The sequence below is a fragment of the Streptomyces sp. NPDC032198 genome (genome assembly GCF_040636975.1).
In the GTDB taxonomy this organism is placed as follows: Bacteria; Actinomycetota; Actinomycetes; order Streptomycetales; family Streptomycetaceae; genus Streptomyces.
In genome coordinates, this window is record NZ_JBEZVL010000005.1 from 193,461 (window position 1) to 220,063 (window position 26,603).

At 70.8% G+C, this 26,603-nt stretch carries 23 protein-coding genes; 12 read left to right on the forward strand and 11 right to left on the reverse strand.

Going from position 1 to position 26,603, the window contains the following annotated elements:
• The first annotated feature begins 47 nt into the window (after positions 1 to 47).
• On the forward strand, positions 48 to 3,185 hold the full coding sequence (locus AB0E78_RS14960; RefSeq protein WP_361832147.1) for a molecular chaperone Hsp90: 3,138 nt from the start codon (positions 48 to 50) through the stop codon (positions 3,183 to 3,185).
• A gap of 317 nt (positions 3,186 to 3,502) precedes the next feature.
• Entirely contained in the window at positions 3,503 to 4,339 is an 837-nt protein-coding gene (locus AB0E78_RS14965) for a calcium-binding protein (RefSeq protein ID WP_361832149.1), read from the forward strand.
• 18 nt (positions 4,340 to 4,357) lie between these two features.
• Here AB0E78_RS14965 and AB0E78_RS14970 read toward each other — a convergent pair whose 3' ends face one another.
• Both AB0E78_RS14970 and AB0E78_RS14975 read right to left on the reverse strand, forming a co-directional pair.
• On the reverse strand, positions 4,358 to 6,760 hold the full coding sequence (locus tag AB0E78_RS14970; protein WP_361832151.1) for a cation-translocating P-type ATPase: 2,403 nt from the start codon (positions 6,758 to 6,760) through the stop codon (positions 4,358 to 4,360).
• Positions 6,761 to 6,914: 154 nt separating this feature from the next.
• Positions 6,915 to 7,184, reverse strand: a complete 270-nt coding sequence (locus AB0E78_RS14975) for a DUF2530 domain-containing protein (protein ID WP_361832153.1) — start codon at positions 7,182 to 7,184, stop codon at positions 6,915 to 6,917.
• Between the two features lie 211 nt (positions 7,185 to 7,395).
• Here AB0E78_RS14975 and AB0E78_RS14980 point away from each other — a divergent pair, with 211 nt between their 5' ends.
• Entirely contained in the window at positions 7,396 to 8,844 is a 1,449-nt protein-coding gene (locus AB0E78_RS14980; RefSeq protein ID WP_361832155.1) for an NCS2 family permease, read from the forward strand.
• Between the two features lie 41 nt (positions 8,845 to 8,885).
• On the opposite strand, the gene AB0E78_RS14985 is transcribed toward AB0E78_RS14980, so the two are convergent.
• On the reverse strand, positions 8,886 to 9,068 hold the full coding sequence (locus AB0E78_RS14985) for a ribbon-helix-helix protein, CopG family (protein WP_361832157.1): 183 nt from the start codon (positions 9,066 to 9,068) through the stop codon (positions 8,886 to 8,888).
• A gap of 144 nt (positions 9,069 to 9,212) precedes the next feature.
• On the opposite strand from AB0E78_RS14985, the gene AB0E78_RS14990 reads away from it, so the two are divergent.
• Positions 9,213 to 9,650: a MarR family transcriptional regulator gene (locus AB0E78_RS14990; RefSeq protein WP_361832159.1), complete on the forward strand. Its 438-nt coding sequence runs from the start codon at positions 9,213 to 9,215 to the stop codon at positions 9,648 to 9,650.
• A 72-nt stretch (positions 9,651 to 9,722) separates the two neighbouring features.
• A complete protein-coding gene (locus AB0E78_RS14995; RefSeq protein WP_361832161.1) occupies positions 9,723 to 11,060 on the forward strand; it encodes an MFS transporter in 1,338 nt (445 codons plus the stop codon).
• A gap of 48 nt (positions 11,061 to 11,108) precedes the next feature.
• Here AB0E78_RS14995 and AB0E78_RS15000 read toward each other — a convergent pair whose 3' ends face one another.
• The gene (locus tag AB0E78_RS15000) at positions 11,109 to 11,618 is read right to left on the reverse strand and encodes a GNAT family N-acetyltransferase (RefSeq protein WP_361832163.1); all 510 of its coding nucleotides are present in this window, start codon (positions 11,616 to 11,618) and stop codon (positions 11,109 to 11,111) included.
• Positions 11,619 to 11,764: 146 nt separating this feature from the next.
• On the opposite strand from AB0E78_RS15000, the gene thpR reads away from it, so the two are divergent.
• Positions 11,765 to 12,334, forward strand: coding sequence for an RNA 2',3'-cyclic phosphodiesterase (gene thpR / locus AB0E78_RS15005; protein ID WP_361832165.1), 570 nt, complete (start codon positions 11,765 to 11,767; stop codon positions 12,332 to 12,334).
• A gap of 145 nt (positions 12,335 to 12,479) precedes the next feature.
• Here thpR and AB0E78_RS15010 read toward each other — a convergent pair whose 3' ends face one another.
• The 3 genes from AB0E78_RS15010 to AB0E78_RS15020 form a co-directional block, all read right to left on the reverse strand.
• Entirely contained in the window at positions 12,480 to 13,472 is a 993-nt protein-coding gene (locus AB0E78_RS15010) for an aldo/keto reductase (protein WP_361832167.1), read from the reverse strand.
• Positions 13,473 to 13,532: 60 nt separating this feature from the next.
• A complete protein-coding gene (locus AB0E78_RS15015; RefSeq protein ID WP_361832169.1) occupies positions 13,533 to 14,120 on the reverse strand; it encodes a Uma2 family endonuclease in 588 nt (195 codons plus the stop codon).
• A gap of 72 nt (positions 14,121 to 14,192) precedes the next feature.
• Positions 14,193 to 14,753: a MarR family transcriptional regulator gene (locus tag AB0E78_RS15020; protein WP_361832171.1), complete on the reverse strand. Its 561-nt coding sequence runs from the start codon at positions 14,751 to 14,753 to the stop codon at positions 14,193 to 14,195.
• Between the two features lie 15 nt (positions 14,754 to 14,768).
• On the opposite strand from AB0E78_RS15020, the gene AB0E78_RS15025 reads away from it, so the two are divergent.
• Positions 14,769 to 15,275 carry a carboxymuconolactone decarboxylase family protein gene (locus AB0E78_RS15025; protein ID WP_361832173.1) on the forward strand — a complete coding sequence of 169 codons (507 nt, stop codon included), beginning with the start codon at positions 14,769 to 14,771 and terminating at the stop codon, positions 15,273 to 15,275.
• Here the strand turns inward: AB0E78_RS15025 and AB0E78_RS15030 are convergent.
• On the reverse strand, positions 15,268 to 16,632 hold the full coding sequence (locus tag AB0E78_RS15030; protein ID WP_361832175.1) for a DUF418 domain-containing protein: 1,365 nt from the start codon (positions 16,630 to 16,632) through the stop codon (positions 15,268 to 15,270). The two genes, AB0E78_RS15025 and AB0E78_RS15030, sit on opposite strands and share 8 nt — an antisense overlap.
• Before the next feature lie 165 nt (positions 16,633 to 16,797).
• Here AB0E78_RS15030 and AB0E78_RS15035 point away from each other — a divergent pair, with 165 nt between their 5' ends.
• Positions 16,798 to 17,580 carry a hypothetical protein gene (locus tag AB0E78_RS15035; protein ID WP_361832177.1) on the forward strand — a complete coding sequence of 261 codons (783 nt, stop codon included), beginning with the start codon at positions 16,798 to 16,800 and terminating at the stop codon, positions 17,578 to 17,580.
• Between the two features lie 19 nt (positions 17,581 to 17,599).
• On the opposite strand, the gene AB0E78_RS15040 is transcribed toward AB0E78_RS15035, so the two are convergent.
• Positions 17,600 to 18,322, reverse strand: a complete 723-nt coding sequence (locus AB0E78_RS15040) for an SGNH/GDSL hydrolase family protein (RefSeq protein ID WP_361832788.1) — start codon at positions 18,320 to 18,322, stop codon at positions 17,600 to 17,602.
• A gap of 96 nt (positions 18,323 to 18,418) precedes the next feature.
• Here AB0E78_RS15040 and AB0E78_RS15045 point away from each other — a divergent pair, with 96 nt between their 5' ends.
• A complete protein-coding gene (locus AB0E78_RS15045) occupies positions 18,419 to 19,435 on the forward strand; it encodes a WD40 repeat domain-containing protein (RefSeq protein ID WP_361832179.1) in 1,017 nt (338 codons plus the stop codon).
• Between the two features lie 22 nt (positions 19,436 to 19,457).
• Here the strand turns inward: AB0E78_RS15045 and AB0E78_RS15050 are convergent, their stop codons facing one another.
• Positions 19,458 to 20,240: a TetR/AcrR family transcriptional regulator gene (locus AB0E78_RS15050; RefSeq protein ID WP_361832181.1), complete on the reverse strand. Its 783-nt coding sequence runs from the start codon at positions 20,238 to 20,240 to the stop codon at positions 19,458 to 19,460.
• Positions 20,241 to 20,392: 152 nt separating this feature from the next.
• On the opposite strand from AB0E78_RS15050, the gene AB0E78_RS15055 reads away from it, so the two are divergent.
• Together AB0E78_RS15055 and AB0E78_RS15060 are read left to right on the forward strand one after the other, a co-directional pair.
• Entirely contained in the window at positions 20,393 to 21,451 is a 1,059-nt protein-coding gene (locus tag AB0E78_RS15055) for an ATP-binding cassette domain-containing protein (protein ID WP_361832183.1), read from the forward strand.
• Positions 21,448 to 22,293, forward strand: a complete 846-nt coding sequence (locus AB0E78_RS15060) for an ABC transporter permease (protein ID WP_361832185.1) — start codon at positions 21,448 to 21,450, stop codon at positions 22,291 to 22,293. Before AB0E78_RS15055 ends, AB0E78_RS15060 begins: the two co-directional genes overlap by 4 nt.
• Before the next feature lie 135 nt (positions 22,294 to 22,428).
• Here AB0E78_RS15060 and serC read toward each other — a convergent pair whose 3' ends face one another.
• Entirely contained in the window at positions 22,429 to 23,547 is a 1,119-nt protein-coding gene (gene serC / locus AB0E78_RS15065) for a phosphoserine transaminase (protein WP_361832187.1), read from the reverse strand.
• A 190-nt stretch (positions 23,548 to 23,737) separates the two neighbouring features.
• Here serC and AB0E78_RS15070 point away from each other — a divergent pair, with 190 nt between their 5' ends.
• Positions 23,738 to 26,572: an FAD-binding and (Fe-S)-binding domain-containing protein gene (locus tag AB0E78_RS15070; protein WP_361832188.1), complete on the forward strand. Its 2,835-nt coding sequence runs from the start codon at positions 23,738 to 23,740 to the stop codon at positions 26,570 to 26,572.
• The last annotated feature ends 31 nt before the right edge of the window (positions 26,573 to 26,603 follow it).

The following is a 26,603-nucleotide window of genomic DNA, read 5'->3' on the forward strand; positions in this document are numbered from 1 at the left end:
GGACGCGATACCGTTCGCCCCGCGAACCAAGCGAGGGAGACGACACCGTGAGCAAGACCGTGCGGCCGGCGGCCGAGGGTACTGACCCGTTCGGCACGGCACGGCTCAGGCGGGGTGTCCTCGATGCCTGGGCGGCCAGCCCGGCCCGGTTCCGGGAGGACGCCAACGCCGAGGAGGACCTCGCCCTCGGCGGCTACCGGGATCGATTGATCGTCGAGCTCGCGCAGAACGCCGCGGATGCCGCCGCCCGCGCCGGCGCCCCCGGGCGGCTCTCCCTCACCCTCCGGGACGGCGTACTCGCCGCCGCCAACAACGGCGCCCCCCTCGACGCCACCGGCGTCGAATCCCTCTCCACCCTCCGCGCCTCCGCCAAGCGCGAGGAGCAGAACAACGGCGCCGTCGGCCGCTTCGGCGTCGGCTTCGCCGCCGTGCTCGCCGTCTCGGACGAGCCCGCCGTCGTGGGGCGTACCGGCGGGGTCCGCTGGTCCCTGAGCGAGGCCCGTGAACTCGCCGCCGACACCGCCCGGTTCAGCCCGGGCCTCGGGGACGAGGTCCGGCGGCGCGACGGACACGTGCCGCTGCTGCGGCTCCCCTTCGCCGCCGAAGGGACCGCCCCGGAGGGGTACGACACCGTCGTCATCCTGCCCCTGCGCGACGCCGCCGCCGAGGACCTCGTCCTGCGGCTGCTCGGTGACATCGATGACGCTCTGCTTCTTGCCCTTCCGGGGGTGGAGGAGGTGCTCGTCCAGGTCGGCGACAGCCCGGTCCGCACCCTCCGCCGTACGGCCGAACCCGGGTACGTGGACATCGAGGACAGCCGTGACGGCGCCACCCGCTGGCGCACCGTCAGCCGGCAGGGCTCCCTGGAGCGGGACCTCCTCGCCGACCGGCCCGTCGAGGAGCGGCTGCGGCCCCACTGGTCCGTCACCTGGGCCGTCCCCACGGACGGGGAGGGTGCCCCGCAAGCTCCCCGTAGTGCTCCCGTCCTGCACGCGCCCACCCCGAGTGACGAGCCGCTCGGCGTGCCCGCCCTGCTCATCGCCTCGTTCCCGCTCGACACGACCCGGCGGCACGCGGCGCCCGGGCCCCTCACCGACTTCCTCGTGCAGCGCGCGGCCGACGCGTACGCCGAACTCCTCGCCGACTGGCGGCCCGTCGGCGAAGGCATCATCAGCCTCGTCCCCGGTCCGCTCGGCAAGAGCGAGCTCGACGGCGCGCTGCGCCAGGCCATCCTCGACCGGCTGCCCCGCACCGCCTTCCTGCCGCCCGCGGTGGAGGCCGTCCCCCAAGAGGACCCCGACGTACCCGAGTGGGAGGCCCCCGTCGCGCTGCGTCCGCGTGACGCGGAGGTCGTGGAGGGCGCGAGCGCCGACACCGTACGCGTGCTCGCCGATGTCCTGCCGAGCCTGCTGCCCGCCGGTCTCGAACGGCGTGCCGAGCTGCGCACCCTCGGTGTCGCCCGCGTGCCGCTGACCGAGGCGATCGACCGGCTCGCGGGCCTTGAGCGGGAGGCGAGCTGGTGGCGGCGGCTCTACGACGCCCTTGCCGGTGTCGATCCCGACCGCCTGACCGGGCTCCCTGTCCCGCTCGCCGACGGACGCACCACCATCGGGCCCCGTCAGGTGCTCCTGCCCGTCACCGGCGACGACAGCGATCCGGCGGCCCTCGTACGCCTCGGCCTGAAGGTCGCCCACCCCGACGCCGTGCATCCCCTCCTGGAGAAGCTCGGCGCCCTGCCCGCCACGCCCCGCGCCGTCCTGACGACCCCGCAGGTCCGTGCCGCCGTCGCCGCGTCCCTCGACGACGACACGTGGGACGAGGACGCGCTCGACGCCGAGGAGCTCGCGGACATCGTGCTCGCGCTCGTCCGCGACGCGAACCTCGCGCCCGGCGACGAGCCCTGGCTCGGTGCGCTCGCCCTCCCCGACGACGAGGACGGCGACCTCGCTCCGGCCGGTGAACTCGTCTATCCCGGCAGCCCCTTCGCGCAGGTCATGCGCGAGGACGAACTCGCCACGGTGGACGCCGAGCTGGCCGAGCGCTGGGGCGAGCAGCCGCTGGCCGCGTGCGGTGTCCTCGCCACGTTCGCCCTGGTCCGCGCCACGGATGTCGTACTCGACCCCGATGAACTGGAGCCGCGCGAGGGTGACTTCGCGGAGCCCGACGACGCGGGTCTGCTGGACGCCGTCGACGTGTGGTGCGAGGACGTGCTCGACCGGCTGCCCGAGACTCCGGTGCCGCCCGTCGCGACCGAGATCATCGCCGTACGGGATCTTGACCTGGTCGACGAGGACTGCTGGCCGCAGGCCCTGGCCATGCTCTCGCGCCCGCCGCTGCGGGACGCGCTGACGCAGCCGCTGCGGATCCTGCTGCCGGACGGCACGACGGAGAGCGTCCGGTCGTACACGGCGTGGTGGCTGCGCGGGAATCCGGTGCTCGGCGGTCGGCGTCCGGCCGGTCTCCGGGCCTCGGGCGGCGACCCGTTGCTCGAAGGGCTGTACGACGCCGCCGACGCATCGGGGTTCGACGACGAGCAGGTGCTTCGCGCGCTCGGCGTCCGCACGTCCGTTGCCGCCCTGCTGTCGGAGCCGGGTGGCGCGGCCGAGCTGCTCGACCGGCTCGCGGACCCGGGGAGGACCGTTTCGGCGGCCCAACTGCACGCGTTGTACGGGGCTCTGGCCGATCTGGACCCGGATCAGGTGACGCTGCCGGACGAGGTGCGGGCCGTCGTGGACGGTGAGGTCGTGGTGGTCGACGTGGCGGACGCGGTCGTCGCCGACGCACCCGACCTGCTGCCGCTGGCCGGAGGAGTGGCGCTGCTGCCGGTGGAGCCCCGCAGGGCGGGGGACCTGGCCGAGCTGCTCCAGGTGCGCAGGCTGAGCGAGACGGCGGCCGTGGAGCCCGCGGGTGAGGGCGAGGTGCATCCGGTGCCGGAAGCGGTGCGGATCCTGCTCGGGCCCGCGACTCCTCGGACGTACACCGAGTACGAGGAGTTGTTCGCCGGGGACGTCGAGCTGGACTGGCGCAGGACGCCGGACGGCACCGTGCACGCCGCCACGCTTGAGGGCGTCGCCGCGGGTCTCGCCTGGGCGGCGGGGCAGTGGCCGCGGCGGTTCGAGGTGGCGGCGCTGCTTGAGGATCCTTCGCGGACGGATGAGCTTGAGCGGGACCGCTGGTTCGACTGAGGCGGGTGCGGGTGCGGGTGCGTGGGGGTCGGCCGCGCAGTTCCCCGCGCCCCTTCCGGGCCCGCATCCCGCCTGAGTTGTCTCGTCTGCGGGTGTGTGGGGGCTGGGCGCGCCGTTCCTCGCGCCCCTTTGGGGTCCGCCCGGCAGCCGGGCGTGATCTCGTACGCCAGGAACCGGTCACGAAATCTTCACTTGGCGTACAACCAGGCGCCCAGGTCGTGAGTCTGATCTTGCGAGTCAACAGACTCCTAGATCACCGGGACCCGCGTGACAGCCCCCAATGCACCGCGGAGCCCCCTTCCCAACTGGGGAAACACATGCGCATTCGTGCCACCGTGGCCGCACTGACCGGCACCCTGGCCCTGTCCGCACTCGTCGTGCCGGCCGCCCAGGCCGCCGACGGCCCGTCGTCCACCCCCCGTCTCGCCGCGAAGGCCGAGCAGGCCGTGCCGGGTGCGAACGAGGGCGACACCGAGATCACGAAGGTCACCGTCAACGGCGGCAAGGACATCGTGGTCGGTACCACCAACAAGGTGACGTTCAGTGTGGCCGTCACCGCCACCGACCCGGAGGGCATAGCGGCCGGCAGCGCCTTCCTCTACCACGGCGGCAGCGTCGACACCGCGGACGGCGTTCTGGCGCCGGACGACTTCGACGGCAAGTGCACGGTCGTCAACGCCACCACCTCGACCTGCACCGTCACCGTCGTCGCCGACCCGAAGACGGACCTCTACAACGGCCTGGCCGGGTCGGGCTGGAAGGTCTACGCCGTCGCGGGCGCGAACGACGAGGACTCGGCCACGAACGAGGCGTACAAGTCGGACGCCAACGTCCAGCGCTACGCCCGCCTCACCACCAACGCCTCCCCCGAGCCCATCAAGAAGGGCAAGACCCTCACGGTCACCGGCGCCCTGACCCGCGCCAACTGGGACACCTCGAAGTACGCGGGCTACACCCAGCAGCCCGTGAAGCTCCAGTACAAGAAGAAGGGTGCGGCTTCCTACTCCACCCTCAAGACCATCACGTCCGACTCCAAGGGCAACCTGAAGACGACCGTGAAGGCCTCCGCGGACGGCTACTTCCGCTACGTCTTCGCCGGTACCTCCACCACCCCGGCCGTGACCTCGACCAGCGACTTCGTCGACGTCAACTAGTACGCGAGCAGTAGCCGGCTACGCCGGGAAGCGGCGGTCCACCCAGCGGTAGATGACCTCGATGACCAGTGAGGCCACCGCCGCGATCGCGACCGCCGCCCACGGCATCGTCGTGCCCACCAGCTTCAGCTGGAAGAAGTCCTGGAGCCACGGCACGGTCAGCACCAGCAGGAAGCCGAGACCCATCGCGCCGATCAGCCCGACCCGCCACCACGTGTAGGGGCGGGCGATGATCGCGAGGACCCACATGGCGATCAGGAACAGCGCCAGCGTGGCCGCGCTGGTCTCGGCTTCCCGCGCTCCCGCGCCCGCGTAATGGTGCCGCGCCAGGAGGTATGTGCAGAAGGTCGCGATGCCCGCGACGACGCCGCCCGGGATCGCGTACCGCATGACCCTTCGTACGAAGTGGGGCTTCGCCCGCTCCTTGTTGGGCGCCAGCGCGAGGAAGAACGCCGGGACGCCGATCGTCAGGGTCGAGAGCAGTGTGAGGTGCCTCGGCAGGAACAAGTACTCCACCTGTGAGCAGACCACAAGGAGTGCGATGACCACCGAGTAGACCGTCTTCACCAGGAACAGCGTCGCGACCCGCGTGATGTTGCCGATGACCCGGCGGCCCTCCGCGACCACCGAGGGCAGCGTCGCGAAGCTGTTGTTCAGGAGCACGATCTGGGCGACGGCCCGCGTCGCCTCCGAGCCCGAGCCCATCGAGACGCCGATGTCGGCGTCCTTCAGGGCGAGGACGTCGTTCACGCCGTCGCCCGTCATCGCGACCGTGTGTCCGCGTGACTGCAGGGCGCCCACCATGTCGCGCTTCTGCTGCGGGGTGACCCGGCCGAAGACGGAGTTGGCGTCCAGGGCCTCGGCCATCTCGCCCTGGTCGGCGGGCAGCTTGCGCGCGTCCACGGTGTTCTCCGCGCCCGGCAGGCCCAGCTTCCCCGCCACCGCGCCCACCGAGACCGCGTTGTCGCCGGAGATGACCTTGGCGCTGACGTCCTGCTCCTCGAAGTACCGCAGGGTGTCGGCGGCGTCCGGGCGCAGCCGCTGCTCCAGGACGACCAGGGCGGTGGCCTCGGCCCCGGCGGCCACGTCCGGGTCATCCAGTTCACCGGCGGCGCGGGTCAGCAGCAGGACGCGCAGGCCTTGCTGGTTGAGGTCCTCGATCTCCGTGAGGGACGGGTCGCCGTCGGGAAGGAGCACGTCCGGGGCGCCCAGCAGCCACGTCGAGTTGTCGCCGTCGCCCTCGCTGAAGGAGGCGCCGCTGTACTTGCGGGCCGAGGAGAAGGGCAGCGACTCCGTGCAGCGCCACTCCTCGCTGTCGGGGTAGGAGTCGATGATCGCCTGGAGCGACGCGTTCGGCCGCGGGTCGGACTCGCCCAGGGCGCCGAGGACCTTGCGTACGTACGCCTCGTCCGTGCCGCCGAGCGGACGCAGCTCGGTGACGTCCATGCCGCCCTCGGTGAGGGTGCCGGTCTTGTCCAGGCAGACCGTGTCGACGCGGGCCAGGCCCTCGATCGCGGGGAGTTCCTGGACGAGGCACTGCTGGCGGCCGAGCCGGATCACGCCGATCGCGAAGGCGACCGACGTGAGGAGCACGAGCCCCTCCGGGATCATGGGGACGATGCCGCCCACGGTGTAGGCGATGGACTCCTTGAAGTTGTCGTCCTTGACGACGAGCTGGCTGATGACGAGGCCGATCGAGGTCGGGATCATCAGCCACGTCACGTACTTGAGGATCGTGGAGATGCCGTTGCGCAGCTCGGAGTGGACGAGCGTGAAGCGGCTCGCCTCCTCGGCGAGCTGTGCCGCGTACGCCTCGCGGCCGACCTTCGTCGCGGTGAACGCGCCGCCGCCCGCGACCACGAAGGAGCCCGACATCATCCGGTCGCCGGGCTTCTTGATGACCGGGTCGGCCTCACCGGTCAGGAGCGACTCGTCGACCTCAAGGCTCTCGGTCTCGACGGCCTCGCCGTCCACGACGATCTTGTCGCCGGGGCCGAGCTCCACGAGGTCGCCGAGGACGATCTCGGAGGTGGAGATCTCGGCGGCCCTGCCGTCGCGCCGCACGGTGGGTTTGGCCTCGCCGATGACCGCGAGTCCGTCCAGGGTCTTCTTGGCGCGCAGCTCCTGGATGATGCCGATGCCCGTGTTGGCGATGATGACGAAGCCGAAGAGGGAGTCCTGGATCGGCGCGACGAAGAGCATGATCACCCAGAGCACGCCGATGATGGCGTTGAAGCGGGTGAAGACGTTCGCCCGGACGATCTCGGTGGTGGACCGGGAACTGCGGAGGGGTACGTCGTTGACCTCGCCGCGTGCGACCCGCTCGGCGACCTCGGCGGCCGTCAGACCCGTCGCGCGTCCGGCGGGTGGTGCCGCCGGGTGGACCGGATCGAGCTCGGCGCCCGCGTCGATATGCGTCATGGCATCGACGGTACGGGCGGTATGGGGGGTTCACCCCTTGAGCGGCCCAAAGATCCGACCACGGTAGGACACGGAAGGACACGGACAGTCCCGTGGTTGTACGCGACGAGCACCCGGGGGTCGATCAACCCCAGTGACCCGCCCGGGGGACGGGTTATTCCGCGGCCGTCGCCGCCTTGCGCTCCGCGTCCCGCTTGATCGCGGCGTCGCGGCCCCGCACGTACCAGATGCCGATCAGGCCGAGGCCCGCACCGGCCAGGCAGGTCCACACCCACCAGGTGGCGTCGCGGTCGTCGAACCAGCCGTAGAACGGCAGCTGCACCAGGAAGAGGACGAACCAGAGGATCGTGCCCCCCGTGATGGTGGCGACGACGGGGCCCTCCAGGGGCTCCGGCGCGTCGTGCTTGGGGGTCCACTTCTCCATGGGCACAGTTTACGAGTAGCCGGGGCGGGCCCACGAGGGGGCCGCCGTGCCTTGGAATCACAAGGGTCTACGCGCGGAGATAGCGAATTCCCCTTCATGTATTCATACTGAAACGGCTCGTTAATGGCTGGTTGTTTTCGTAAGAACAAACAAATCGATCATTAATCGCCGCTTAACGATCTTCCCCTTCTCTGAGTTCACGAGGTCCCGCATGCCTTCCTCGGCCACAGCTCCGGTCGACGCCAGCAAAGAGCCGCCGAAGCCCCCGCAAGGTGGCATCGACGGCTACTTCAAGATCACCGAACGGGGCTCGACGCTCGTCCGAGAGGTCCGCGGCGGCTTCGCCACCTTCTTCGCGATGGCCTACATCATCGTGCTGAACCCGATCATCCTGGGCAGCGCGAAGGACATGTACGGGCACCAGCTCGACAACGGCCAGCTGGTGACCGCCACCGCCCTGGTCGCCGCCTTCACCACGCTGCTCATGGGCGTCATCGGCAACGTCCCGATCGCGCTCGCCGCCGGTCTCGGCGTGAACACCGTGGTCGCCCTCCAGCTCGCGCCGCGCATGTCGTGGCCCGACGCGATGGGCATGGTCGTCCTGGCGGGCTTCGTCGTGATGCTGCTCGTGGCGACCGGCCTGCGGGAACGCGTGATGAGCGCCGTGCCGCTCGGCCTGCGCAAGGGCATCGCGATCGGCATCGGCCTCTTCATCATGCTGATCGGCCTCGTCGACGCGGGCTTCGTCTCGCGCATCCCGGACGCCGCGCACACCACGGTCCCGCTGCAGCTCGGCGGCGACGGACACCTCAACGGCTGGCCCGTCCTCGTCTTCGTGCTCGGCGCGCTGCTCACGCTCTGCCTGCTCGTGCGCAAGGTGCCCGGCGCGATCCTCATCAGCATCGTCGTCATGACGATCGTCGCGATGATCATCAACGCGGTCGCGACCGTCCCGTCCTGGGGCCTGACGACGCCCGAGTGGCCCGGCAACCCGGTCGCCACACCGGACTTCGGCCTCGTCGGTCAGGTCAGCCTGTTCGGCGGCTTCGGCAAGGTCGGCCTGCTGACCGGCATCCTCTTCGTCTTCACCGTGCTGCTGTCCTGCTTCTTCGACGCCATGGGCACGATCATGGGCATCGGCGACGAGGCCAAGCTGACCGACTCCAAGGGCAACATGCCCGGCATGAACAAGGTCCTGTTCGTCGACGGCATCGCGGTCGCCGCGGGCGGCGCCTCGTCCTCCTCGGCCACCACCTGCTTCGTGGAATCCACGGCGGGCGTCGGCGAAGGCGCCCGTACGGGCTTCGCCAACATCGTCACCGGCGGTCTCTTCGCCGTGGCGCTCTTCCTCACGCCCATCGCCACGATGGTGCCGTCCCAGGCGGCCACGCCCGCGCTGCTCGCGGTCGGCTTCCTGATCCTGTCCGGCTCGATCACCCAGATCGACTGGGCCGACTTCACCATCGCCATCCCGGCGTTCCTGACGATGATGATGATGCCGTTCACGTACTCGATCACGAACGGCATCGGCATCGGCTTCATCAGCTTCACCGTGCTGCGCCTCGCATCGGGCCGCGGCCGTGAGGTGCCGATCGCGATGTACGTCGTCTCGGCCGTCTTCGCCTTCTACTACCTGATGCCGGCGCTGGGCCTCACGTAACGGCGAGAGCGGGTTTCGCGTCAGTGCCTACGGGGCGGCCATCAGGCCGCCCCGTAGAACTTTTCCGTCTCCTCGACGGCGCTCTGGAAGCGCTCGTCGAAGTCATTGCGGATGAGTGTCCCGGCCACGTAGTCCTGGACGCTCATTCCCCTCTTGGCGGCGTGCTGCTTGAGCCGGTCGAGCAGCTCACCGTCTATCCGCAGGCTGAGCACTGTCGATCCCATGGGTGACAGGGTCGCCGCCACGCCGCGGGCCGTGTCTCACTTTCCGAAGTCACCTCACTCATATGGGTGACTAAAGGGTTCTGTGACCCGAGACGCGGGAAGCCAGGTGGTCTTTAGCTAGAGTAATGAGTTACTCTAACGAACATGCCGGACCTCTCCCATGGTGACGACGCCGCCGCCGTGAACTCCCTGCGCTCCGCCGTGATGCGCCTGTCCCGTCGACTCAAGCACCAGCGGGTCGACGAGTCGCTGAGCCCGACCGAGATGTCGGTGCTCGGCACCCTCGCCCGCTGCGGCCACGCCACCCCCGGTGAGCTGGCCCGCAAGGAACACGTGCAGCCGCCGTCGATGACCCGCATCGTCGCGCTGCTCGAAGCCAAGGGTCTCGTCCGGCTCGAGCCGCATCCCGAGGACCGCCGCCAGAAGGTGGTGACCCAGACGGAGACGGCCGAGGCCATGCTCGAGGAGAGCCGCCGCAAGCGGAACGTCTGGCTGGCCGGCCTCGCCGAGCACCTCGACGAGGACGAGTGGGAGCGCCTGCGCGCCGCCGCGCCCGTCCTGGAGAAGCTCGCGCACCTGTAGGAACAGCACAACCCAACAGCCCCTCGGCCTGCATGTGACAGTGCCGTACGACGCCAAGGAGGCGAATCGCCTTTGAGTACGGGATCCGGAGCAGACTCCGCCCCCGCACCAACCACCCTCGACAAGTCCCCTGCCGCCAAGTCGTCGATGTTCAGCTCGCTGAAGATACGCAACTACCGGCTCTTCGCCTCCGGCGCCGTTGTCTCCAACACCGGCACGTGGATGGCGCGCATCACCCAGGACTGGCTGGTCCTGAGCCTCACCGGCTCCTCCGCCGCGGTCGGCATCACCACCGCGATGCAGTTCCTGCCGATGCTCCTGTTCGGCCTGTACGGCGGCGTCATCGCCGACCGCTTCGCCAAGCGGAAGCTGCTCTTCTGCACCCAGGGCGCGATGAGCATCAGCGGCCTGTTCCTGGCGGCGCTCACCCTGAGCGGCAACGTCCAGGTCTGGCACGTCTACCTCGCGGCCTTCTTCACCGGCCTCGTCACGGTCGTCGACAACCCGACCCGGCAGTCCTTCGTGTCCGAGATGGTGGGACCCGACCAGGTCCGCAACGCCGTCTCGCTGAACTCGGCGAACTTCCAGTCCGCCCGCCTCATCGGCCCCGCCGTGGCGAGTGGTCTCACCGCGGCCGTCGGCCCCGGCTGGGCGTTCCTCGCCAACGGCCTGTCCTTCCTCGCGCCGCTCACCGGCCTGATGCTGATGCGCACCCGCGAGCTGCACCCCACCCCGCGCAAGCCGCGCGGCAAGGGACAGCTGAAGGAAGGCCTGAACTACGTCTCCAAGCATCCCGAGCTGATCTGGCCGATCGTCCTCGTCGGCTTCGTCGGCACCTTCGGGTTCAACTTCCCGATCTGGCTGAGCGCCTTCGCGGACGACATCTTCCACGGCGGCGTGGGGATGTACGGGCTGTTCAACACCCTGATGGCGATCGGCTCGCTGGCGGGTGCGCTGCTCGCCGCCCGCCGCGGCACCTCACGCCTGCGGCTGCTCGCCGGGGCCGCGATCGCCTTCGGCGTCCTGCAGATCGTGGCCGCTTTCGCGCCCGAGCTGTGGATGTTCGTCGCGCTGATCGTCCCGATCGGCATCCTGGGCCTGACGGTGAACGTCACCGCCAACTCCTCGGTCCAGATGGCCACCGACCCGGAGATGCGGGGCCGGGTCATGTCGCTGTTCATGATGGTCTTCACCGGCGGCACGCCCCTGGGTGGCCCCCTCTTCGGCTGGCTCGCCGACGCGTACGGAGTGCGCCTCAGCATGGCCGCCGGTGGCCTCATCTGCGCCGTGGCCGCGGTTGGCGTCGGCCTGATGCTGGCCCGCGCCGCGAACCTGCGGCTCAAGGTGGATCTGCGGCGCGGTCAGCAGCACGTGCAGTTCGTGCCGCGGGAGATGGCCACGGCGGCGTAGTCCGTCCGTGATCCGTACTCCGGCACTGCGGCACTGCGGCACTCCGGATCAGACGCGCCGGGCCAGGATCTGGCCCGGCCAGGTGCCTTCCTGGGCGCGGAAGGCCTCGGTCCGCGTGAAGCCGTTGCGCTCGTAGAACGCGACGAGCTTTCCGTCGTCGCCCGCGTAGCAGTCGACCCGGAGCAGGGAGATTCCCGCCCTCCGGGTCTCTTCCGCCGCGTGCGCGAGGAGAGCGGCGCCGGCGCCGGTGCCGTGCCGCGATGCCAGCAGGTGGATGTAGCGCTCCGGTTCCTCCACCGGCGCGATGTACGACCCCGGGCCGTCGGTCAGGGTGAGCGTGCCCACCGGCTGGCCCCCGATCTCCGCGATCCAGGCGGAGCCGGTGGTGAGGTACTTCTCGACCAGGGCGATGGTCTTCGGGTTGGCCGACCAGGGCTTGTCGCCCCACTGTCCGGTGCGTCCCTGCGAGACGAGCCAGGCGACGGCCTCGTCGAAGAGGGTGAGGACGGTGGGGATGTCGTCGGGGCCGGCGGGGCGGATGGTTATGTGGCTGTCCATGCGGGATGCCTTCCCCAACCCCGCCCCTTCCCGAAACCGGCTTCGCCGCCAACAGTGGCCGTAGATCACCGGGGTCTGGGGCGGAGCCCCAGTTTCGGAAAGGGGCGGGATGGGGGAAAGAACCGCCGGAGGCCAGACTCACCCCCATGAGACTCTTCGCGGCGGTGTTGCCGCCCCCCGCAGTGGCGGATGAACTGGCCGAAGCGGCGGACAAGTTGAAGGCCCTGCCGGGCGCCGAAGCCCTGCGCTGGACGCGCCGCGAGAGCTGGCACTTCACGCTGGCGTTCATGGCCGAGGTCGAGGACGGCACCGTCCCCGAGCTGTCCGAGCGACTGTCCCGCGCGGCCGGGCGCACGGCCCCCTTCCCGCTGGCCCTGCACGGCGGCGGCCACTTCGGCGACCGCGCCCTGTGGGCCGGCGCCCGCGGTGACGTGGACGCCCTGCGCCTCCTCGCCGGGCGGGCGGACGCCGCGGCCCGCGGGTCCGGCATCACCATGGAGGAGCACCGCCACTACCGTCCGCACCTGACGCTGGCCCGAGGCCACGGGGAGCCGTCCCTGCGCGCGTACGCCGATGGCCTCGCGGAGTTCGGGGGCGCGGAGTGGACCGTGGCCGAGCTGACCCTCGTACGGAGCAATCTGCCCGTGAGCGGGGTGCCGGGGGAGCGGCCCCGCTATGAGGTGGTCGGTCGATGGCCACTGGGCGGAGCCGGTTAACCTCGACTACGTGGACCCGAAAACCAGGAACCGGATCATGGCCGGTGTGCTCGTGCTGATGTTCGTCGTCGTGGCGGTGGCGGCCGCGGTCGGCCAGTGATTGCTGAGGCGATGACCGCGGCCGCGTAATCCGGCGCGGGACGCGCTACCAGGCGAAGGACTCCGGCGAGGGGCCCGGGCCCGGGAAGATCTCGTCCAGGGCGTCGACCAGCTCGTCCGAGAGTTTCAGCTCGACGGCGCGCAGCGCGCTGGTGAGCTGCTCGGCGGTGCGCGGACCGACGATCGGGCCGGTGATGCCGGGCCGCGTGAGCAGCCAGGCCAGCGCCACTTCGCCCGGGGCGAGGCCGTGCTTGTCGAGCAGGTCCTCGTACGCCTGGACCTGCGCGCGCCGCTCGGGCTTCGCGAGCTCCTGGGCGGCCCGTCCGGCGGCGCGGCGCTTGCCCTCGCCCTCCTTCTTGAGGACGCCGCCGAGCAGTCCGCTGTGCAGCGGCGACCACGGGATGACGCCCAGGCCGTAGTCCTGGGCGGCCGGGATCACCTCCATCTCGGCGCTGCGCTCGGCGAGGTTGTAGAGGCACTGCTCGCTGACGAGGCCGTAGCTGCCGCGCCGCGCGGCGATCTCATTGGCCTGGGCGATCTTGTATCCGGGGAAGTTCGATGAACCCGCGTAGAGGATTTTGCCCTGGGTGATGAGGGTGTCGATCGCCTGCCAGATCTCCTCGAAGGGAGTGCGGCGGTCGATGTGGTGGAACTGGTAGATGTCGATGTAGTCGGTCTGCAGCCGCTTGAGCGAGGCCTCCACGGACCGGCGTATGTTCACCGCCGAGAGCAGGTCGTGGTTGGGCCACGCCGGCTTTCCGTCGAGGGCCATGTTCCCGTACATCTTGGTGGCGAGGACGACCTTGTCGCGCCGCTCGCCGCCCTGCGTGAACCAGGTGCCGAGGATCTCCTCGGTGCGGCCCTTGTTCTCGTCCCACCCGTAGACATTGGCGGTGTCGAAGTAGTTGATGCCCGCGTCGAGCGCGGCATCCATGATCGCGTGACTGTCGGGTTCGTTCGTGAGCGGCCCGAAGTTCATGGTCCCGAGCACGAGTCGACTGACCTTGAGTCCTGTGCGTCCCAGCTGCGTGTACTCCATGGGAACCCAGCCAACGGCTTGAAGTGCGCTCTAGGCAAGGGTGCGGGGCCGGTGGGGCGGTCAGTCGCGGGCGAAGTCGGAGGTGTCGAAGGTGAGGCCGAGGAAGGTGTGGGTCAGGTCGACCTCTTCCTCGAAGTCCACGTTCGTCTCGACGTGGTAGCCGCCGTCCTTGGGCTGGGTGTAGGCGTGGCACTTGCCCTGGTAGGGGTCGACGATGAGGTAGAGGGCGACTCCCGCGGTGGCGTAAGCGGCCTTCTTGGGGCCGTAGTCGTTCTGGCCGGTGCCTCGGTAGATCACCTCGGCGACGAACTCGACGTCCTCACACAGGAAACCGCCCTGTTTCGTGCGCTCGGCCTTCTCCGCGACCAGTGCCACGTCGCTGCAGAGGCCGTTGAGGTCGCCGGGGTAGTCGATACGGACGTCGGAGAGCACACGCTGACGCGGATATTTGGTCCTCAGCTGCTCGACGATGCCCAGCGTGATGTCCCAGTGGTTGGTCCGCTGCGGCGTCATGTAGACGGCTCCCTCGACGATCTCGATCTTGTATCCCTCGAGGAAGGGCTCCCGCTCAAGCGCCTCGAACATCTGGTCAAGGGCTTGCTCGTTGGTGATCTCGGCCATCTGGGTCCTGTCTTCAAGAACAGTCACTGTGGCGCTTCTCCCCGGCCGCCGATCGATTGTCCGCAGCCGCGCAGTACAACGATACGCACGGAGACAAGGTCACGAGCCGCCGAGCCACCCGGCCGCGTCGAGCCGGAACGCCTCTGGGGGAACGACCGTGCGCAGGTCGTCCTCCATCGTGCGCAGGCGTCCCGCGCCGAGCTGAACGGCCCATTCCGCGTGCAGTTCGTCGAAGACCGCCGCCGAGCGGCGCAGCGCGTCGATGCCGTGCGGAGTGAGGCGGATCAGCTTGCGGCGGGCGTCGGACGGGTCGTCGGTGCGTTCCGCGTAGCCGAGGGTGATGAGGCGGTCGATCGTCTTGCCCGCGGCCTGTTTGGAGACGCCGAGCCTGCGGCCGACCTCGCTGGCGCTCGCGCCCCAGGCGCCGATCGCCTGCATCGCGAAGCCGTGGGCCGGGCGCAGGTCCGGGTGGCCCTGGCGGGCCAGCTCGGCGTGCAGCCGGTCGATCAGGGTGCGGAACCCGGCGAAGAGGAGCAGCGGCAGCTCGAAGCCGCGTCCGTCGCGATCCGCTTCCCTGCTCCTCTCCGACTCCTCCACCGGAACACCCTTGCGGGAATCGACAACCTGGTTTACCTTTTGTTCGTCAACCACGTTGTCCATCGTAGGGGGTACCTCTTGTTCACCGAGCACACCGTGGAAACCGCGCCCGCCGAGTCCCGCGCCGCGATGGAGCGCACGGCCGCCGCCTTCGGGAAGACGCCGAACGCGGTGGCGCGGCTCGCCGAGTCGCCCGAACTGCTCAACGGCTTCCTGGAGTTGAGCGCGTCCTTCGAGCGGACGACGCTGGAGCCGGTGGCCCGCGAAGCTGTCATCATGACCGTCGCCGTACGCAACGACTGCCACATCTGCGTGACCATGCACACCGCGAAGCTGCGCAAGCTCGGAGCGGGCACCGAGCTGATCGCCGCGTTGCGCGAGGGGCGGGCGGTGAGCGATGAACGGCTTGAAGCGGTACGGCAGTTCACGCTGGAGGTGCTCGCGACCGCCGGTGGCGTCCGGGACGAGGAGCTGAAGAAGTTCCTTGCGGCCGGTCATACGGAGCGGAACGCCTTGGAGGTCGTGATGGGCATCGGCACGTACACGATGTCGACGCTGGCGAACCGGCTGACGCGGGCTACGTGACGGGGCCGCCGGTGGCGCGGGGGGAGGGGTCGGCGGCAGTCGGCCGTGTGGGGTGCGACCGGTACATGACCCGCCGCAGTGCCGCCTCCACCGGCCCCCGGCGCCCTGCCCGCTCCATCGCGTACGCCCCCGCCACCGTCACCAGCCACACGCCCACCGCGAACAGCGCCATGGTCGCGCTCGTCAGGTGCTGGCCGAGTCCGAGCCCCCAGGCGGCCAGGACGGGGGCGAAGATCAGGGAGTGGGCGAGGTAGCAGGAGAGGGAGCGCTTGCCGACGGCGGAGACCGCGGTGACGGCGATGACCGCAACGGCGCCCGTGGAGACCCTCGTCCCGCGGCGGGACTCGCGCCCCGTCCACCAGTGGACGAACAGCGCTACGGCTGCCACGTACCCCAGCCCCGCCGCGTTCCCGGTGGCGTCCCGCAGCAGGGTCAGCACCCCGCTCTCGCTCTGCGCGTCGTCCGGGACGGTGATCGCCCCGACGTGGGCCAGCGCCGCGGGCAGCGCTCCGAGCCACCCCACCGCGATGCCGGTCACGGCGGTCCGGCGCAGGAGGGGCAGGTGACGGCCGGGCTCTTCCAGCACACGCCTGCGCGCGGCCCAGAAGCCGAGCAGGAAGATGACGTACGCGCCGCCCACCAGGGACAGCGGGGCCGCCGCGAACGTGACGAACAGGCCGCTCGTGAAGCGGGTGCCGGCCGCCGTCAGCCAGTTCCCCTCGCCCGCCGCGTACGCGTCCGCCCCCGGTTCCGCGCCCGCGTCGCCCAAGGTCCCCAACTCGCCCGACAGCGCTGCCGCGATGACGGGCTGGGCGGCGAGCAGCACGAACTGGGCGGTGGCGATCCAGATCCACCACTTCAGCGCGCGGTCGCCGCGCCGCAGGAAGAGCCAGCCAAGAGCGAGGCTGATCAGCCCGTAGAAGCCGACGATGTCCCCGGCCATCAGCAGCGTGGCGTGCAGCAGCCCGATGACGATCAGGCAGAGACTGCGCCGCCGCAGCAGCCGCACGGCTTCGCGCTCCGGGGTCCCCGCGGCCGTCTGCCGCAGGAAGAGCTGCATCATCCCGTAGCCGAAGAGGAACGCGAAGAGCGGATAGATCCGCAGGTCAAGGACGGTGATCATGGTGAACTGCACGGCGTGATCGGCCCATCCGCCATTCACCGGCTGCCACCCGGAGGGCCCGTGCCGGGCCGCCGTCAGGTGGAACGCGGTGTTGGACAGCACGATGAACAGCAGCATGATCCCGCGCGCGAGGTCGGGCGCGAGGGCCCGTTCACCGGGCAGTACGCCCGCGCGGCGGGGTGCGGTGCGCGCGGTGGTCCGGGGCGGGGCCTGATCAGCACTCTCGACGGTCATGCCTGAACGCTAGGAAGACCCCCCGAACCCCGACATCAGCCTTCCGTCTAGCCCCACAGGCCAAAGGGCTACGGGCCGCGCGACGCCGCGCGACCTTGGGCGGCCCGGGGGCCCTGCACGAAGGGGCGTTGGGGAGTTGTTGGTGGGGTGGGTGAGGATCTCGGCATGACCGTCAAGAAGAAGATCGTGCGCTCCGTGGGTGTGGTGGCCGCTGCCGCGGGGCTCGTCGCGCTGAGCAATCCGGCCTATGCCGCGGGGGATGTGTACAAGGGCACCGGATGGCGGATCCTGTCCGGGCGGGGGATCCAGTCGCTCAGCCCTGATCCGTACGTGATCAAGATCGTCAAGCCGGGCGCGGGCAGCAAGCTCACCGCGGCCCAGGCCAGGACCGCCGAGGCCCAGCTGCGCGCGCAGTTGAAGAAGAGCGCCGCCCAGCTCACCTCGATCACCGGGACCAAGTTCACGCTCGCCAGTGGGTATCAGAAGGAAGTCACGGCCTGCTCCACCGCCGAGCGGCACGTCATAGCCGTCGGCATGAAGTACCGGCCCTTCACCCCCGGCAACAAGCCGGGCTACTCCCAGGCCCACCCCTGCTCGGCCAGCGGCAACCAGAGCGCCTGGGGCGGGTGGATATGGATGGACAGCGAGTACTGGAACGGCTCGTGGAAGATCGACCCGTACCGTCTGCAGAACCTCATCAGCCATGAGCTCGGGCACTCGATCGGGCTCGACCACGCCAACACGGACGGCTCGGACGCCAACCGGACCGCCGACCCGTACGAGTGCGCCACCAACAGCAGCAAGGACCTGCCGGTGATGTGCTCGCCCAACGGCGGTCACGCCATGGGCAAGGGCGGCAGCGTGACCCGCGGCAAGAAGTACGCCGGGCAGTACACGAAGTGGGACATCGCCGGGCTCAAGGCACTGAAGGCCAACTTCAGCCGGTAGCCGGTAGCCGACAGCTCGGTCAGGCAGTCAGCTCGGTCAGCTCGTGCAGGGCCGGGGGCGTGCTTTCGTACGGCGCCCCCACGCCCCACGCCTGGTGCATCGCGTCAGCGAACGCCGCCGCCAGCTTGTGCTCGCCGCTCGCGTTGGGGTGCGTCCCGTCGTACGTGTCGCCGTCGACGTCGTACGACGGCGGCGTCGAGGCCAGGAGCAGCGGGGACGCCCCGGTGTCCAGGTCCGCCACCGCCTTGGCGAGCAGGACGTTGAAGCGGGCCACCTCCGCGGCGAACGCGGCGTCCGTCCTGGCCCGGATGTTCGGGATCACGGGGAGCACGACGAGGCGGACGTGCGGGTTCGCCGACCGCGCCGCCGCGACGCAGCGGCGCACGTTCTCCGCCGTCTGTTCCGCGTTCGTGTAGAAGCCCAGGTCGATCAGGCCCAGCGAGATCAGCAGCACGTCGGGCCGGTCCTGCCGTACCGCGTCGGCCATCTGCGGCGCCATGTGCAGCCAGCCCTCGCCCCAGCCCGCGAAGTGCTCGCGCGGAAAGTCCGGGTCGCTGCCGGCATAGGCGTACGAGACGGGTTCGCCGGTGGCCTTGTCGTGCAGCGCACGGCGCGGGCCCACCACGGCGAAGTCCTGTTCACCGAGCGAGGCCCGCAGGTGCTGCCACATCCGGTAGCGCCAGGTGTGTTCCCCCGCGCTGCCGATCGTCATCGAGTCGCCGACGAACATGAACCTGAGCATCCGCTCATCATCGCGGATCAACGCCCCGGCCTGCGATGTGAGGCTGAACACCCGGCGAACGTCCGCCCCCCGGCGCGGGGGTGGCAGGCTTGGCCCATGCGTTCACAGCGTTCTTCGACGGGTGCCAGCGGTGTCGTCGCCGCCGGTGCCGGGGCCCTGCTCCTTCTCGCCGCCGCCACCGGCCCCGCCGCCGCCGACGACGGCCACGACGGGTTCACCATGAAGGACCCCCGCATCATCGAGTCCAGCGGCCTCGCCGCGTCCCGCGCCCACCCCGGCGTCTACTGGACGCACAACGACCAGGACAAGAACGGGGCGCTGCTCTACGCGGTGGACGGCAAGACGGGCAAGACCGTCGCCACGGTCACCATGACCGGCGTCGGCGAACCCCGCGACGTGGAGGCCGTCTCGGTCGGCAGCGACGGCAACATCTACGTCGGCGACATCGGCGACAACCTCGGCGGCACCTGGTCCCACGTGTGGATCTACAAGCTGCCCGAGCCGAAGAAGCTGGGCGACCGGACCGTCCGCGCCACCCAGTACACGGTGAAGTACGCGGACGGGGCGCGCGACGCCGAGGCGATGATGGTGCACCCCAAGACCGGCCGCATCTACATCGCCGACAAGAAGGAGGAGGGCGGCGCCCTGTACGAAGGGCCCGCCCGGATGTCCGCCTCCGGGGTCAACGTCTTCAAGCGCCTGGGCACCACCGGGCTCTGGACCACGGACGGCGCCTTCTCGCCCGACGGCAAACAGCTCGCCCTGCGCGGGTACCTCGGCGGCGTCTCGTACACCTGGAAGGGCGAGGGCACGATGCCCAAGCGCGAGGGGCGGCTGAGCGTCCCGTTGCAACGGCAGGGCGAGTCCGTGACGTACACCCTGGACGGGACGACCCTCCTCTACGGCACCGAGGGCCAGCAGGGCGACGTCGAGCCCGTCGAGGTCGAAGGTGCGGGCGGTGGCCACAACTCGCCCTCCGGAGGAGGGAGTTCGGCCGGTGGCGGGAGCGGTGAGGGCTTCGGGCTCGGGAGTGACGTCAAGACGGGCGCCCTGGCCGTCGCGGTCGTGCTCGCCGCCTTCTTCGGGCTGAAGCGGGTGTTCCGGCGGAAGTAGCGGGGCGGGGGCGGGGGGGCGCTCACACCTCCGGGGCGCCGCCCCCTGCCTCGCGTCGCGCCACCAGCACGTCGAGGCCGTCGAGCAGGCGCTGCAGGCCGAACTCGAAATGGTCGAAGTGTGAGCCGAACGCGTCCTCGGAGAGCCCGGCGAGGTGGGGGTAGCGGCCGCTGGTCATGATCCGCCCGAGGGCCGGTGTCTGCGCCTCCCAGAACACCTCGTCCGTCAGGCCGGTCTTCTTGACGGCCTCCGTCTCGTGCGCCTGGGTGCGGGCGACCCCGGTGACGTACCCCTCGACCATGACGATCACGCCGATCAGCTCGGGGTCGGTCAGGCCCATCGACTTGATGCCGGACAGGGTCCGTTCGAGGCCGCCGACGGAGCCGGGGCCGAGCACCGGTCGTGCCTGGTTCACCTGGAGCAGCCAGGGGTGCGCGCGGTAGAGGACGAGGGTCTCCCGTGCGTACGCCTCCACGGCATCGCGCCAGCCGCCGGTCGGGGGTTCGGCGTCCGGGGCCGGCATGAACACCCGGTCCAGCATCAGGTCGAGCAGCTCGCTCTTGCCAGGGACGTAGCGGTACAGGGACATCGTGCCGGTGCCGAGCTCCGTGGACAGGCGGCGCATCGAGACCGCCGTGAGCCCCTCGGCATCCGCGAGGCGCACCGCCTCGGTGATGATCCGGTCCAGGGTGAGTACGGGCTTGGGGCCCCGCGTGGGGCGTTCGCCCTCGCCCCACAGCAGCTCCAGGCTGCGGGCGATGTCGCTTCCGGTGCGCTGGGTGTCGCCGCCGCTGGTGCTCGTCATGTCGCTCAGCCTAATCGTCCGGACAGCAATTGGGTACGGTGTACCCACAAAACTGGGTACGGTGTACTCTCAATTGGGTACGGCGTACCCAGAGAGGTGCCGGAGAGGTCGGTACCTCCGGGACGGTCGGGACGGGAAGAGCTGGAGGGGCAGTGAGCGAGACGAACGCATACGCGGCACGGAACGCATACGCGGTACGGGCCGAGGGGCTCGACAAGCGCTACGGCGAGAAGAAGGCCCTGGACGCCTTCGATCTGCGCGTGGAGCGCGGCACGGTGCACGGACTGCTTGGCCCGAACGGCGCGGGCAAGACCACCGCCGTGCGCATCCTCTCGACGCTGGTGCGGCTCGACGGCGGGCGCGCCGAGGTCGCGGGCGCCGACGTGGTGCGCAGGCCCGATGCCGTACGCGGACGCATCGGCCTGACCGGCCAGTACGCGGCGGTCGACGAGGTCCTCACCGGCCGGCAGAACCTGGAGATGTTCGGCCGCCTCTTCCACCTGGGCGGCAAGCGGGCCGCACGGCGCGCCCAGGAGCTGCTCGAACAGTTCGACCTGGTGGACGCGGCGGGCAAGGGCGCGGGCCAGTACAGCGGCGGCATGCGGCGCAGGCTCGACCTCGCGGCCTCGATGATCCTCTCGCCCGAGGTCCTCTTCCTGGACGAGCCGACCACCGGGCTCGACCCGCGTGGCCGCCTCGAAGTCTGGGACACCGTACGGAAGTTGGTCGCGGACGGCACGACCGTCCTGCTCACCACCCAGTATCTGGAGGAGGCCGACAAGCTGGCGTCCAGGATCACCGTCATCGACCAGGGCCGGGCCATCGCCGACGACACCCCGGACGGCCTGAAGAACACGGTGGGCGGCAGCTATCTGGAGGTCGTGGTGCGCGAGGCCGCCGATCTGCCGGCCGCCGTGCAGGCGGTCACTCGCGTCGCGGCCGGGGTGCCCGAGGCCGTCGACCTGGACCGTCGGGTCCAGGCGGCCGTGACCGACCGGGTCGGCGCCCTGACGGATGTCGCGCGGACCTTGCAGGACCAGGGGATCGCCGTGGAGGACATCGGCCTGCGCAGGCCGAGCCTCGACGACGTGTTCCTGCGGCTGACGGGCCACCGCACGGAGAACGAGGCCGACGCCGACGCCGACAGCACCCGCACCCGCACCCGCACCCGCTCCAGCGACATCGACGACAAGACGGGAGTAGCGGCATGAGCGCCGTACTGACCGCGGATGCCACGGACCCCCGGCCGCCGCACGGAGGCCTCTACTGGGCGCTCGCCGACACCTGGAACGTCACCCGCCGCTACCTCACGCACTTCCAGCGCCAGCCCGCCAACATCGCCTGGCAGCTCGGCTTCCCGATCATCTCCGTGCTCCTGTACGGATTCGTCTTCGGCGAGGCGATGAAGGTGCCCGGCGGCGGCGAGGACGGCGACTACAAGCAGTTCCTGATGCCCGGCATGTTCGTGATGACCATGGCCTTCGGCTTCATGAACACCGCGATGGCGGTGGTCACGGACTCCACCAAGGGTGTCATCGACCGCTTCCGTTCGATGCCGATGGCGCCCTCCGCGGTGGCCGCCGGGCGCGGACTCGCCGACCTGATCGTGGCCTGCGCCGAGCTGACGATCCTCGCGCTCACCGCCCTCGCGATCGGCTGGCGTCCTGGCGTGGGCGTCGCACAGACCCTGGCGGCCTTCGGGCTGCTGCTGTTCCTGCGGTTCAGCCTGATCTGGGTGGGCGTGTTCCTGGGGCTCGTGGTGCCGACACCGGAAGCGGCGGGCGGGCTCTACGCGGTCGCCTTCCCGCTCACCATGATCTCCAGCGTCTTCGTCGCGCCCTCCCTGATGCCGGACTGGCTGGCACCGATCGCCGCCTGGAACCCGGTCTCCTCCACGGGCACGGCGGCCCGCGAACTGTTCGGCAACCCCGGGGCGGGCGGGGCGAGCTGGGTCGAGCAGAACGCGGTGCTGATGGCGGTGGTGTGGCCGGTGGTGATCTCGCTGGTGTTCCTGCCGCTGGCCGTGCGGAAGTTCAAGCAGCTGAGCCGGTGACGGATCAGGGGCGCGGGGAACTGCGCGACCAGCCACGAAGCACCCGCAGATGAGGGGCTGAGCTCTGTCGACGAAGAGGGGGCGTCCGGCAGGTGATACCTGCCGGACGCCCCCTCTTCGTAGAAACGCCGGGTACTAAAGCTTGTCGATGACGTAGTCGATGCACTTCGTCAGCGCCTCGACGTCCGCCGGGTCGATCGCCGGGAACATCGCCACGCGCAGCTGATTGCGGCCGAGCTTCCGGTACGGCTCCGTGTCAACGATGCCGTTGGCCCGCAGAGCCTTGGCAACAGCGGCAGCGTCGATCTCGTCCGCGAAGTCGATCGTGCCGATGACCTGCGAGCGCTTGGCCGGGTCGGTGACGAACGGCGTCGCGTACTTGGACTCCTCCGCCCACCCGTACAGGGTGCGCGAAGAGGCGGCCGTGCGGCCGGTGGTGAAGTCCAGACCGCCCTGGCCGTTCATCCAGTCCAGCTGCTCACCGAGCAGGAAGAGCGTGGCGAGCGCCGGGGTGTTGTACGTCTGGTTCTTGCGGGAGTTGTCGATCGCCGTGGGCAGGCTGAAGAACTCCGGGACGTGCCGGCCGCTCGCGTGGATGCGCTCGGCGCGCTCGATGGCCGCCGGGGAGAACGCGGCGATCCACAGGCCGCCGTCCGACGCGAAGGACTTCTGGGGGGCGAAGTAGTAGACGTCCGTCTCGGCGATGTCGACCGGCAGGCCGCCCGCGCCGGAGGTGGCGTCCACCAGGACGAGTGAACCCTCGTCCGCGCCGGCCACCCGCTTGATGGGGGCCGCGACACCGGTCGAGGTCTCGTTGTGGGTGAAGCCGTAGACGTCGACGCCCGCCTCGGCCTTCGGGTCCGGGTGCGTGCCCGGCTCGCTGGTGATCACGGTGGGCTCGGCCAGCCACGGGGCGAGCTTCGAGGCCTTGGCGAACTTGGAGGAGAACTCGCCGAAGCTCAGGTGCTGCGACTTGTTCTCGATCAGGCCGTGCGTCGCGACGTCCCAGAAGGCGGTGGAGCCGCCGTTGCCCAGGATCACCTCGTACCCCTCGGGGAGGGAGAAGAGGTCGCGCACACCCTCGCGCACCTTGCCGACCAGGTTCTTGACCGGGGCCTGGCGGTGGGAGGTGCCGAGCAGAGAGGTACCGGTGGCGGCGAGCGCGTCCAGCGCCTCCGTGCGCACCTTGGAGGGGCCCGCGCCGAAACGTCCGTCGGCGGGCTTGATGTCAGCGGGAATCTGGATCTCAGCCACGGGGTGAGCCTAACGGCTCCGCCCGCGCCGTCTCAGGAGTGTCCGTCGGGTGAGACCGCCCCGTACGACGCGTGGACACCGCGGGGCTCCGGAGCGCGGATGGCCGGTGCGGACGGCCGGTGCGGGCGGGGCGCCCGGTCGTGGCCGGTGAGGGACTTCGCGGAGGCATCCTGAGGGCATGGATATGGGCATGAGTGATCTCGGAGGCGTGGAAGCGGAACTGCGGGCAGCGGTGCGGGGGGAGGTGGACTTCTCCGTCACCGCACGGGCCCTGAACACCATGGACGCGTCCAACTACCGTCGCGTGCCGCTCGGCGTCCTCGCCCCGCGCGACGCGGACGACGTGGCGGCGGCGCTCGCCGTGTGCCGGGAGCGCGGGGTGCCCGTCGTGGCCCGCGGCGCCGGTACGTCCATCGCCGGGCAGGCGACCGGCACGGGGCTCGTCCTCGATTTCACCCGGCACATGAACCGGATCGTGTCCCTGGACCCGGAGTCACGGACCGCGGTCGTCCAGCCGGGCGTGATCTGCGACGGCCTGCGGGGCGCCGCGGCTCCGCACGGCCTCACCTTCGGCCCGGACCCGTCCACCCACAACCGCTGCACCCTCGGCGGCATGATCGGCAACAACTCCTGCGGGTCCCACTCGGTCGCCTGGGGCACGACCGCCGACAACGTCGCCTCGCTCTCGGTCGTGAGCGGCGCGGGCGCCCGGCTCGCGCTCGGCCAGGGCTGGTCCGGCGCCCCCGACGGCCTCCGGGCGCTCCTGGACGGCGAGTTGGAGCTGCTGCGCACCGGCTTCCCGGAGCTGCCGCGCCGTATCTCCGGCTATGCGCTCGACGCCCTGCTCCCCGAGCGCGGGGTGGATCTGGCCCGCGCCTTCTGCGGCTCGGAGGGCACCCTCGGCGTGGTGACGGAGGCGGTCGTACGCCTCGTCGATGCGCCACGCGCGCGTGCGCTCGCGGTCCTCGGTTACGCCGACGAGAGCGCGGCGGCGGAAGCGGCCGCCGGACTGCTTCCGCACGGGCCGCTGACGGTGGAGGGCATGGCGGCCGACCTCGTACGGGGCTCCGAAGGGCTGCCCAAGGGCGGTGCCTGGCTGTTCGTGGAGACGGGCGGCGCGGACGAGGGCGAGGCACGCGCGCGTGCCGAGGCGATCGCGCGGGCGGTCTCCGCGGACACGGTGGACTCGGTGGTCGTGACGGACCCGGTCGGGCAGCGCGCGCTGTGGCGGGTCCGCGAGGACGCCAGCGGGACGGCGACGCGGATGCCCGACGGCAGCGAGGCGTGGCCCGGGTGGGAGGACTGCGCGGTGCCGCCCGCACGGCTCGGTGCGTATCTGCGGGACTTCCGGGGGCTGCTCACCGAACACGGGCTGCGCGGGACTCCGTACGGGCACTTCGGGGACGGCTGCATCCACGTACGCATCGACTTCGACCTGATGAGCGAGACGGGTGTGCGGCGCTTCAGGCGCTTCTCCGAGGACCTGGCGGAGGTCGTGGTCGCGCACGGGGGCTCCCTCTCGGGCGAGCACGGGGACGGCCAGGCGCGGGCCGAACTGCTGCCGAAGATGTACGGGGCTGACCTCGTCCGGCTGTTCGAGCGCGTGAAGGGGGTGTGGGACCCGGCGGATCTCCTGAACCCGGGGATGCTGGTGCGCCCCGCGCCGCTCGACTCGAACCTGCGGTTCGCCCCGCTGCCGCGGGAGCCGGTGGACGTGGCATTCGGCTACCCGCATGACGGCGGGGACTTCTCGGCGGCGGTGCGCAGGTGCGTGGGAGTCGCCAAGTGCCGTACGGAGTCGGCGGGTTCGGGAGGTGGCGTGATGTGCCCGTCCTTCCGGGCGACGGGCGAGGAGGAGCACTCCACGCGGGGCCGGGCCCGGCTCCTGCACGAGATGCTGGCGGGCGAGGTCGTCACGGACGGCTGGCGCTCGGAGGAGGTCAAGGACGCGCTCGACCTGTGCCTGTCCTGCAAGGGCTGCCGGTCGGACTGTCCGGTGGGCGTGGACATGGCCACGTACAAGGCGGAGTTCCTGCACCACCACTACGAGGGCCGCAGGCGCCCCGCCGCGCACTACGCGATGGGCTGGCTGCCGGTGTGGCTGCGGCTTGCCTCGCGGACGCGGACGGCGGGGGTGGCCAACGCGGTGGCCAGGGTGGGGGTGCTGGCGTCGCTGGCGAAGCGGGCGGGCGGGATCGCGCAGGAGCGGGAGATCCCGCGGCTGGCGGGGGAGTCGTTCCGCCGGTGGTTCCGGGCGCGGGGGGCTGCGGGGGCTTCTCGCGGCCCCTCGGTCGGCCCCTCGGTCGTGCTGTGGCCGGACACCTTCACGGAGCACCTGTCCCCGGCGGTGGGCCGGGCGGCGGTGCGGGTCCTGGAGGACGCGGGGCTGCGGCCCGTGGTGCCGCCGGGGGATGTCTGCTGCGGCCTCACGTACGTCTCCACGGGCCAGTTGGACCGGGCCCGTGCGGTGATGCGGCGCACGCTGGACCGGATGGCGCCGCTCCTCGACTCGGGGGCGCTGCTCGTGGTCCTCGAACCGAGCTGCGCGGCGGCGCTGAAGACGGACCTGGTGGAGCTGCTGGGGGAGGACGCGCGGGCGGGGGAACTCGCGGGCCGCGTAAGGACGTTCGCGCAGGCCTTGGAGGAACTGGCCCCGGAGTGGACGCCACCGCGGATCGGGCGCCCGGTGGTGGGCCAGACCCACTGCCACCAGCACGCGGTGCTCGGCGATGCGGCTGAGCGCCGCCTGCGGGAGAAGGCGGGCCTGACGGGTGAGTTGAGCGGCGGCTGCTGCGGACTCGCGGGCAACTTCGGCTTCGAGGCGGGGCATTACGAGGTATCGGTGGCATGCGCGGAGGAACAACTGCTCCCGGCGGTACGGGGCTCCGTCCCGGAGGCGGAGGGCGGCGCGGTGGTCCTCGCGGACGGCTTCTCCTGCCGAACCCAGCTGGAGCAGCTGGGGGGCGGGGTGCGGGGGCGGCATTTGGCGGAGGTGTTGGCCGAGGGGCTGAGGGGGGAGGGCTGAGGAGGGGGGCTTCTGGGCTGCGGGGCGCTGT

Excerpts from the sequence above, each read along its gene's own strand:
- AB0E78_RS14965 (WP_361832149.1), top strand. The coding sequence starts at position 3,503 with ATGCGCATTCGTGCCACCGTGGCCGCACTGACCGGCACCCTGGCCCTG.
- AB0E78_RS14970 (WP_361832151.1), bottom strand. The coding sequence starts at position 6,760 with ATGACGCATATCGACGCGGGCGCCGAGCTCGATCCGGTCCACCCGGCG.
- AB0E78_RS14975 (WP_361832153.1), bottom strand. The coding sequence starts at position 7,184 with ATGGAGAAGTGGACCCCCAAGCACGACGCGCCGGAGCCCCTGGAGGGC.
- AB0E78_RS14980 (WP_361832155.1), top strand. The coding sequence starts at position 7,396 with ATGCCTTCCTCGGCCACAGCTCCGGTCGACGCCAGCAAAGAGCCGCCG.
- AB0E78_RS14985 (WP_361832157.1), bottom strand. The coding sequence starts at position 9,068 with ATGGGATCGACAGTGCTCAGCCTGCGGATAGACGGTGAGCTGCTCGAC.
- AB0E78_RS14990 (WP_361832159.1), top strand. The coding sequence starts at position 9,213 with ATGCCGGACCTCTCCCATGGTGACGACGCCGCCGCCGTGAACTCCCTG.
- AB0E78_RS15000 (WP_361832163.1), bottom strand. The coding sequence starts at position 11,618 with ATGGACAGCCACATAACCATCCGCCCCGCCGGCCCCGACGACATCCCC.
- thpR (WP_361832165.1), top strand. The coding sequence starts at position 11,765 with ATGAGACTCTTCGCGGCGGTGTTGCCGCCCCCCGCAGTGGCGGATGAA.
- AB0E78_RS15010 (WP_361832167.1), bottom strand. The coding sequence starts at position 13,472 with ATGGAGTACACGCAGCTGGGACGCACAGGACTCAAGGTCAGTCGACTC.
- AB0E78_RS15020 (WP_361832171.1), bottom strand. The coding sequence starts at position 14,753 with ATGGACAACGTGGTTGACGAACAAAAGGTAAACCAGGTTGTCGATTCC.
- AB0E78_RS15030 (WP_361832175.1), bottom strand. The coding sequence starts at position 16,632 with ATGACCGTCGAGAGTGCTGATCAGGCCCCGCCCCGGACCACCGCGCGC.
- AB0E78_RS15035 (WP_361832177.1), top strand. The coding sequence starts at position 16,798 with ATGACCGTCAAGAAGAAGATCGTGCGCTCCGTGGGTGTGGTGGCCGCT.
- AB0E78_RS15040 (WP_361832788.1), bottom strand. The coding sequence starts at position 18,322 with ATGCTCAGGTTCATGTTCGTCGGCGACTCGATGACGATCGGCAGCGCG.
- AB0E78_RS15045 (WP_361832179.1), top strand. The coding sequence starts at position 18,419 with ATGCGTTCACAGCGTTCTTCGACGGGTGCCAGCGGTGTCGTCGCCGCC.
- AB0E78_RS15050 (WP_361832181.1), bottom strand. The coding sequence starts at position 20,240 with ATGACGAGCACCAGCGGCGGCGACACCCAGCGCACCGGAAGCGACATC.
- AB0E78_RS15060 (WP_361832185.1), top strand. The coding sequence starts at position 21,448 with ATGAGCGCCGTACTGACCGCGGATGCCACGGACCCCCGGCCGCCGCAC.
- AB0E78_RS15070 (WP_361832188.1), top strand. The coding sequence starts at position 23,738 with ATGAGTGATCTCGGAGGCGTGGAAGCGGAACTGCGGGCAGCGGTGCGG.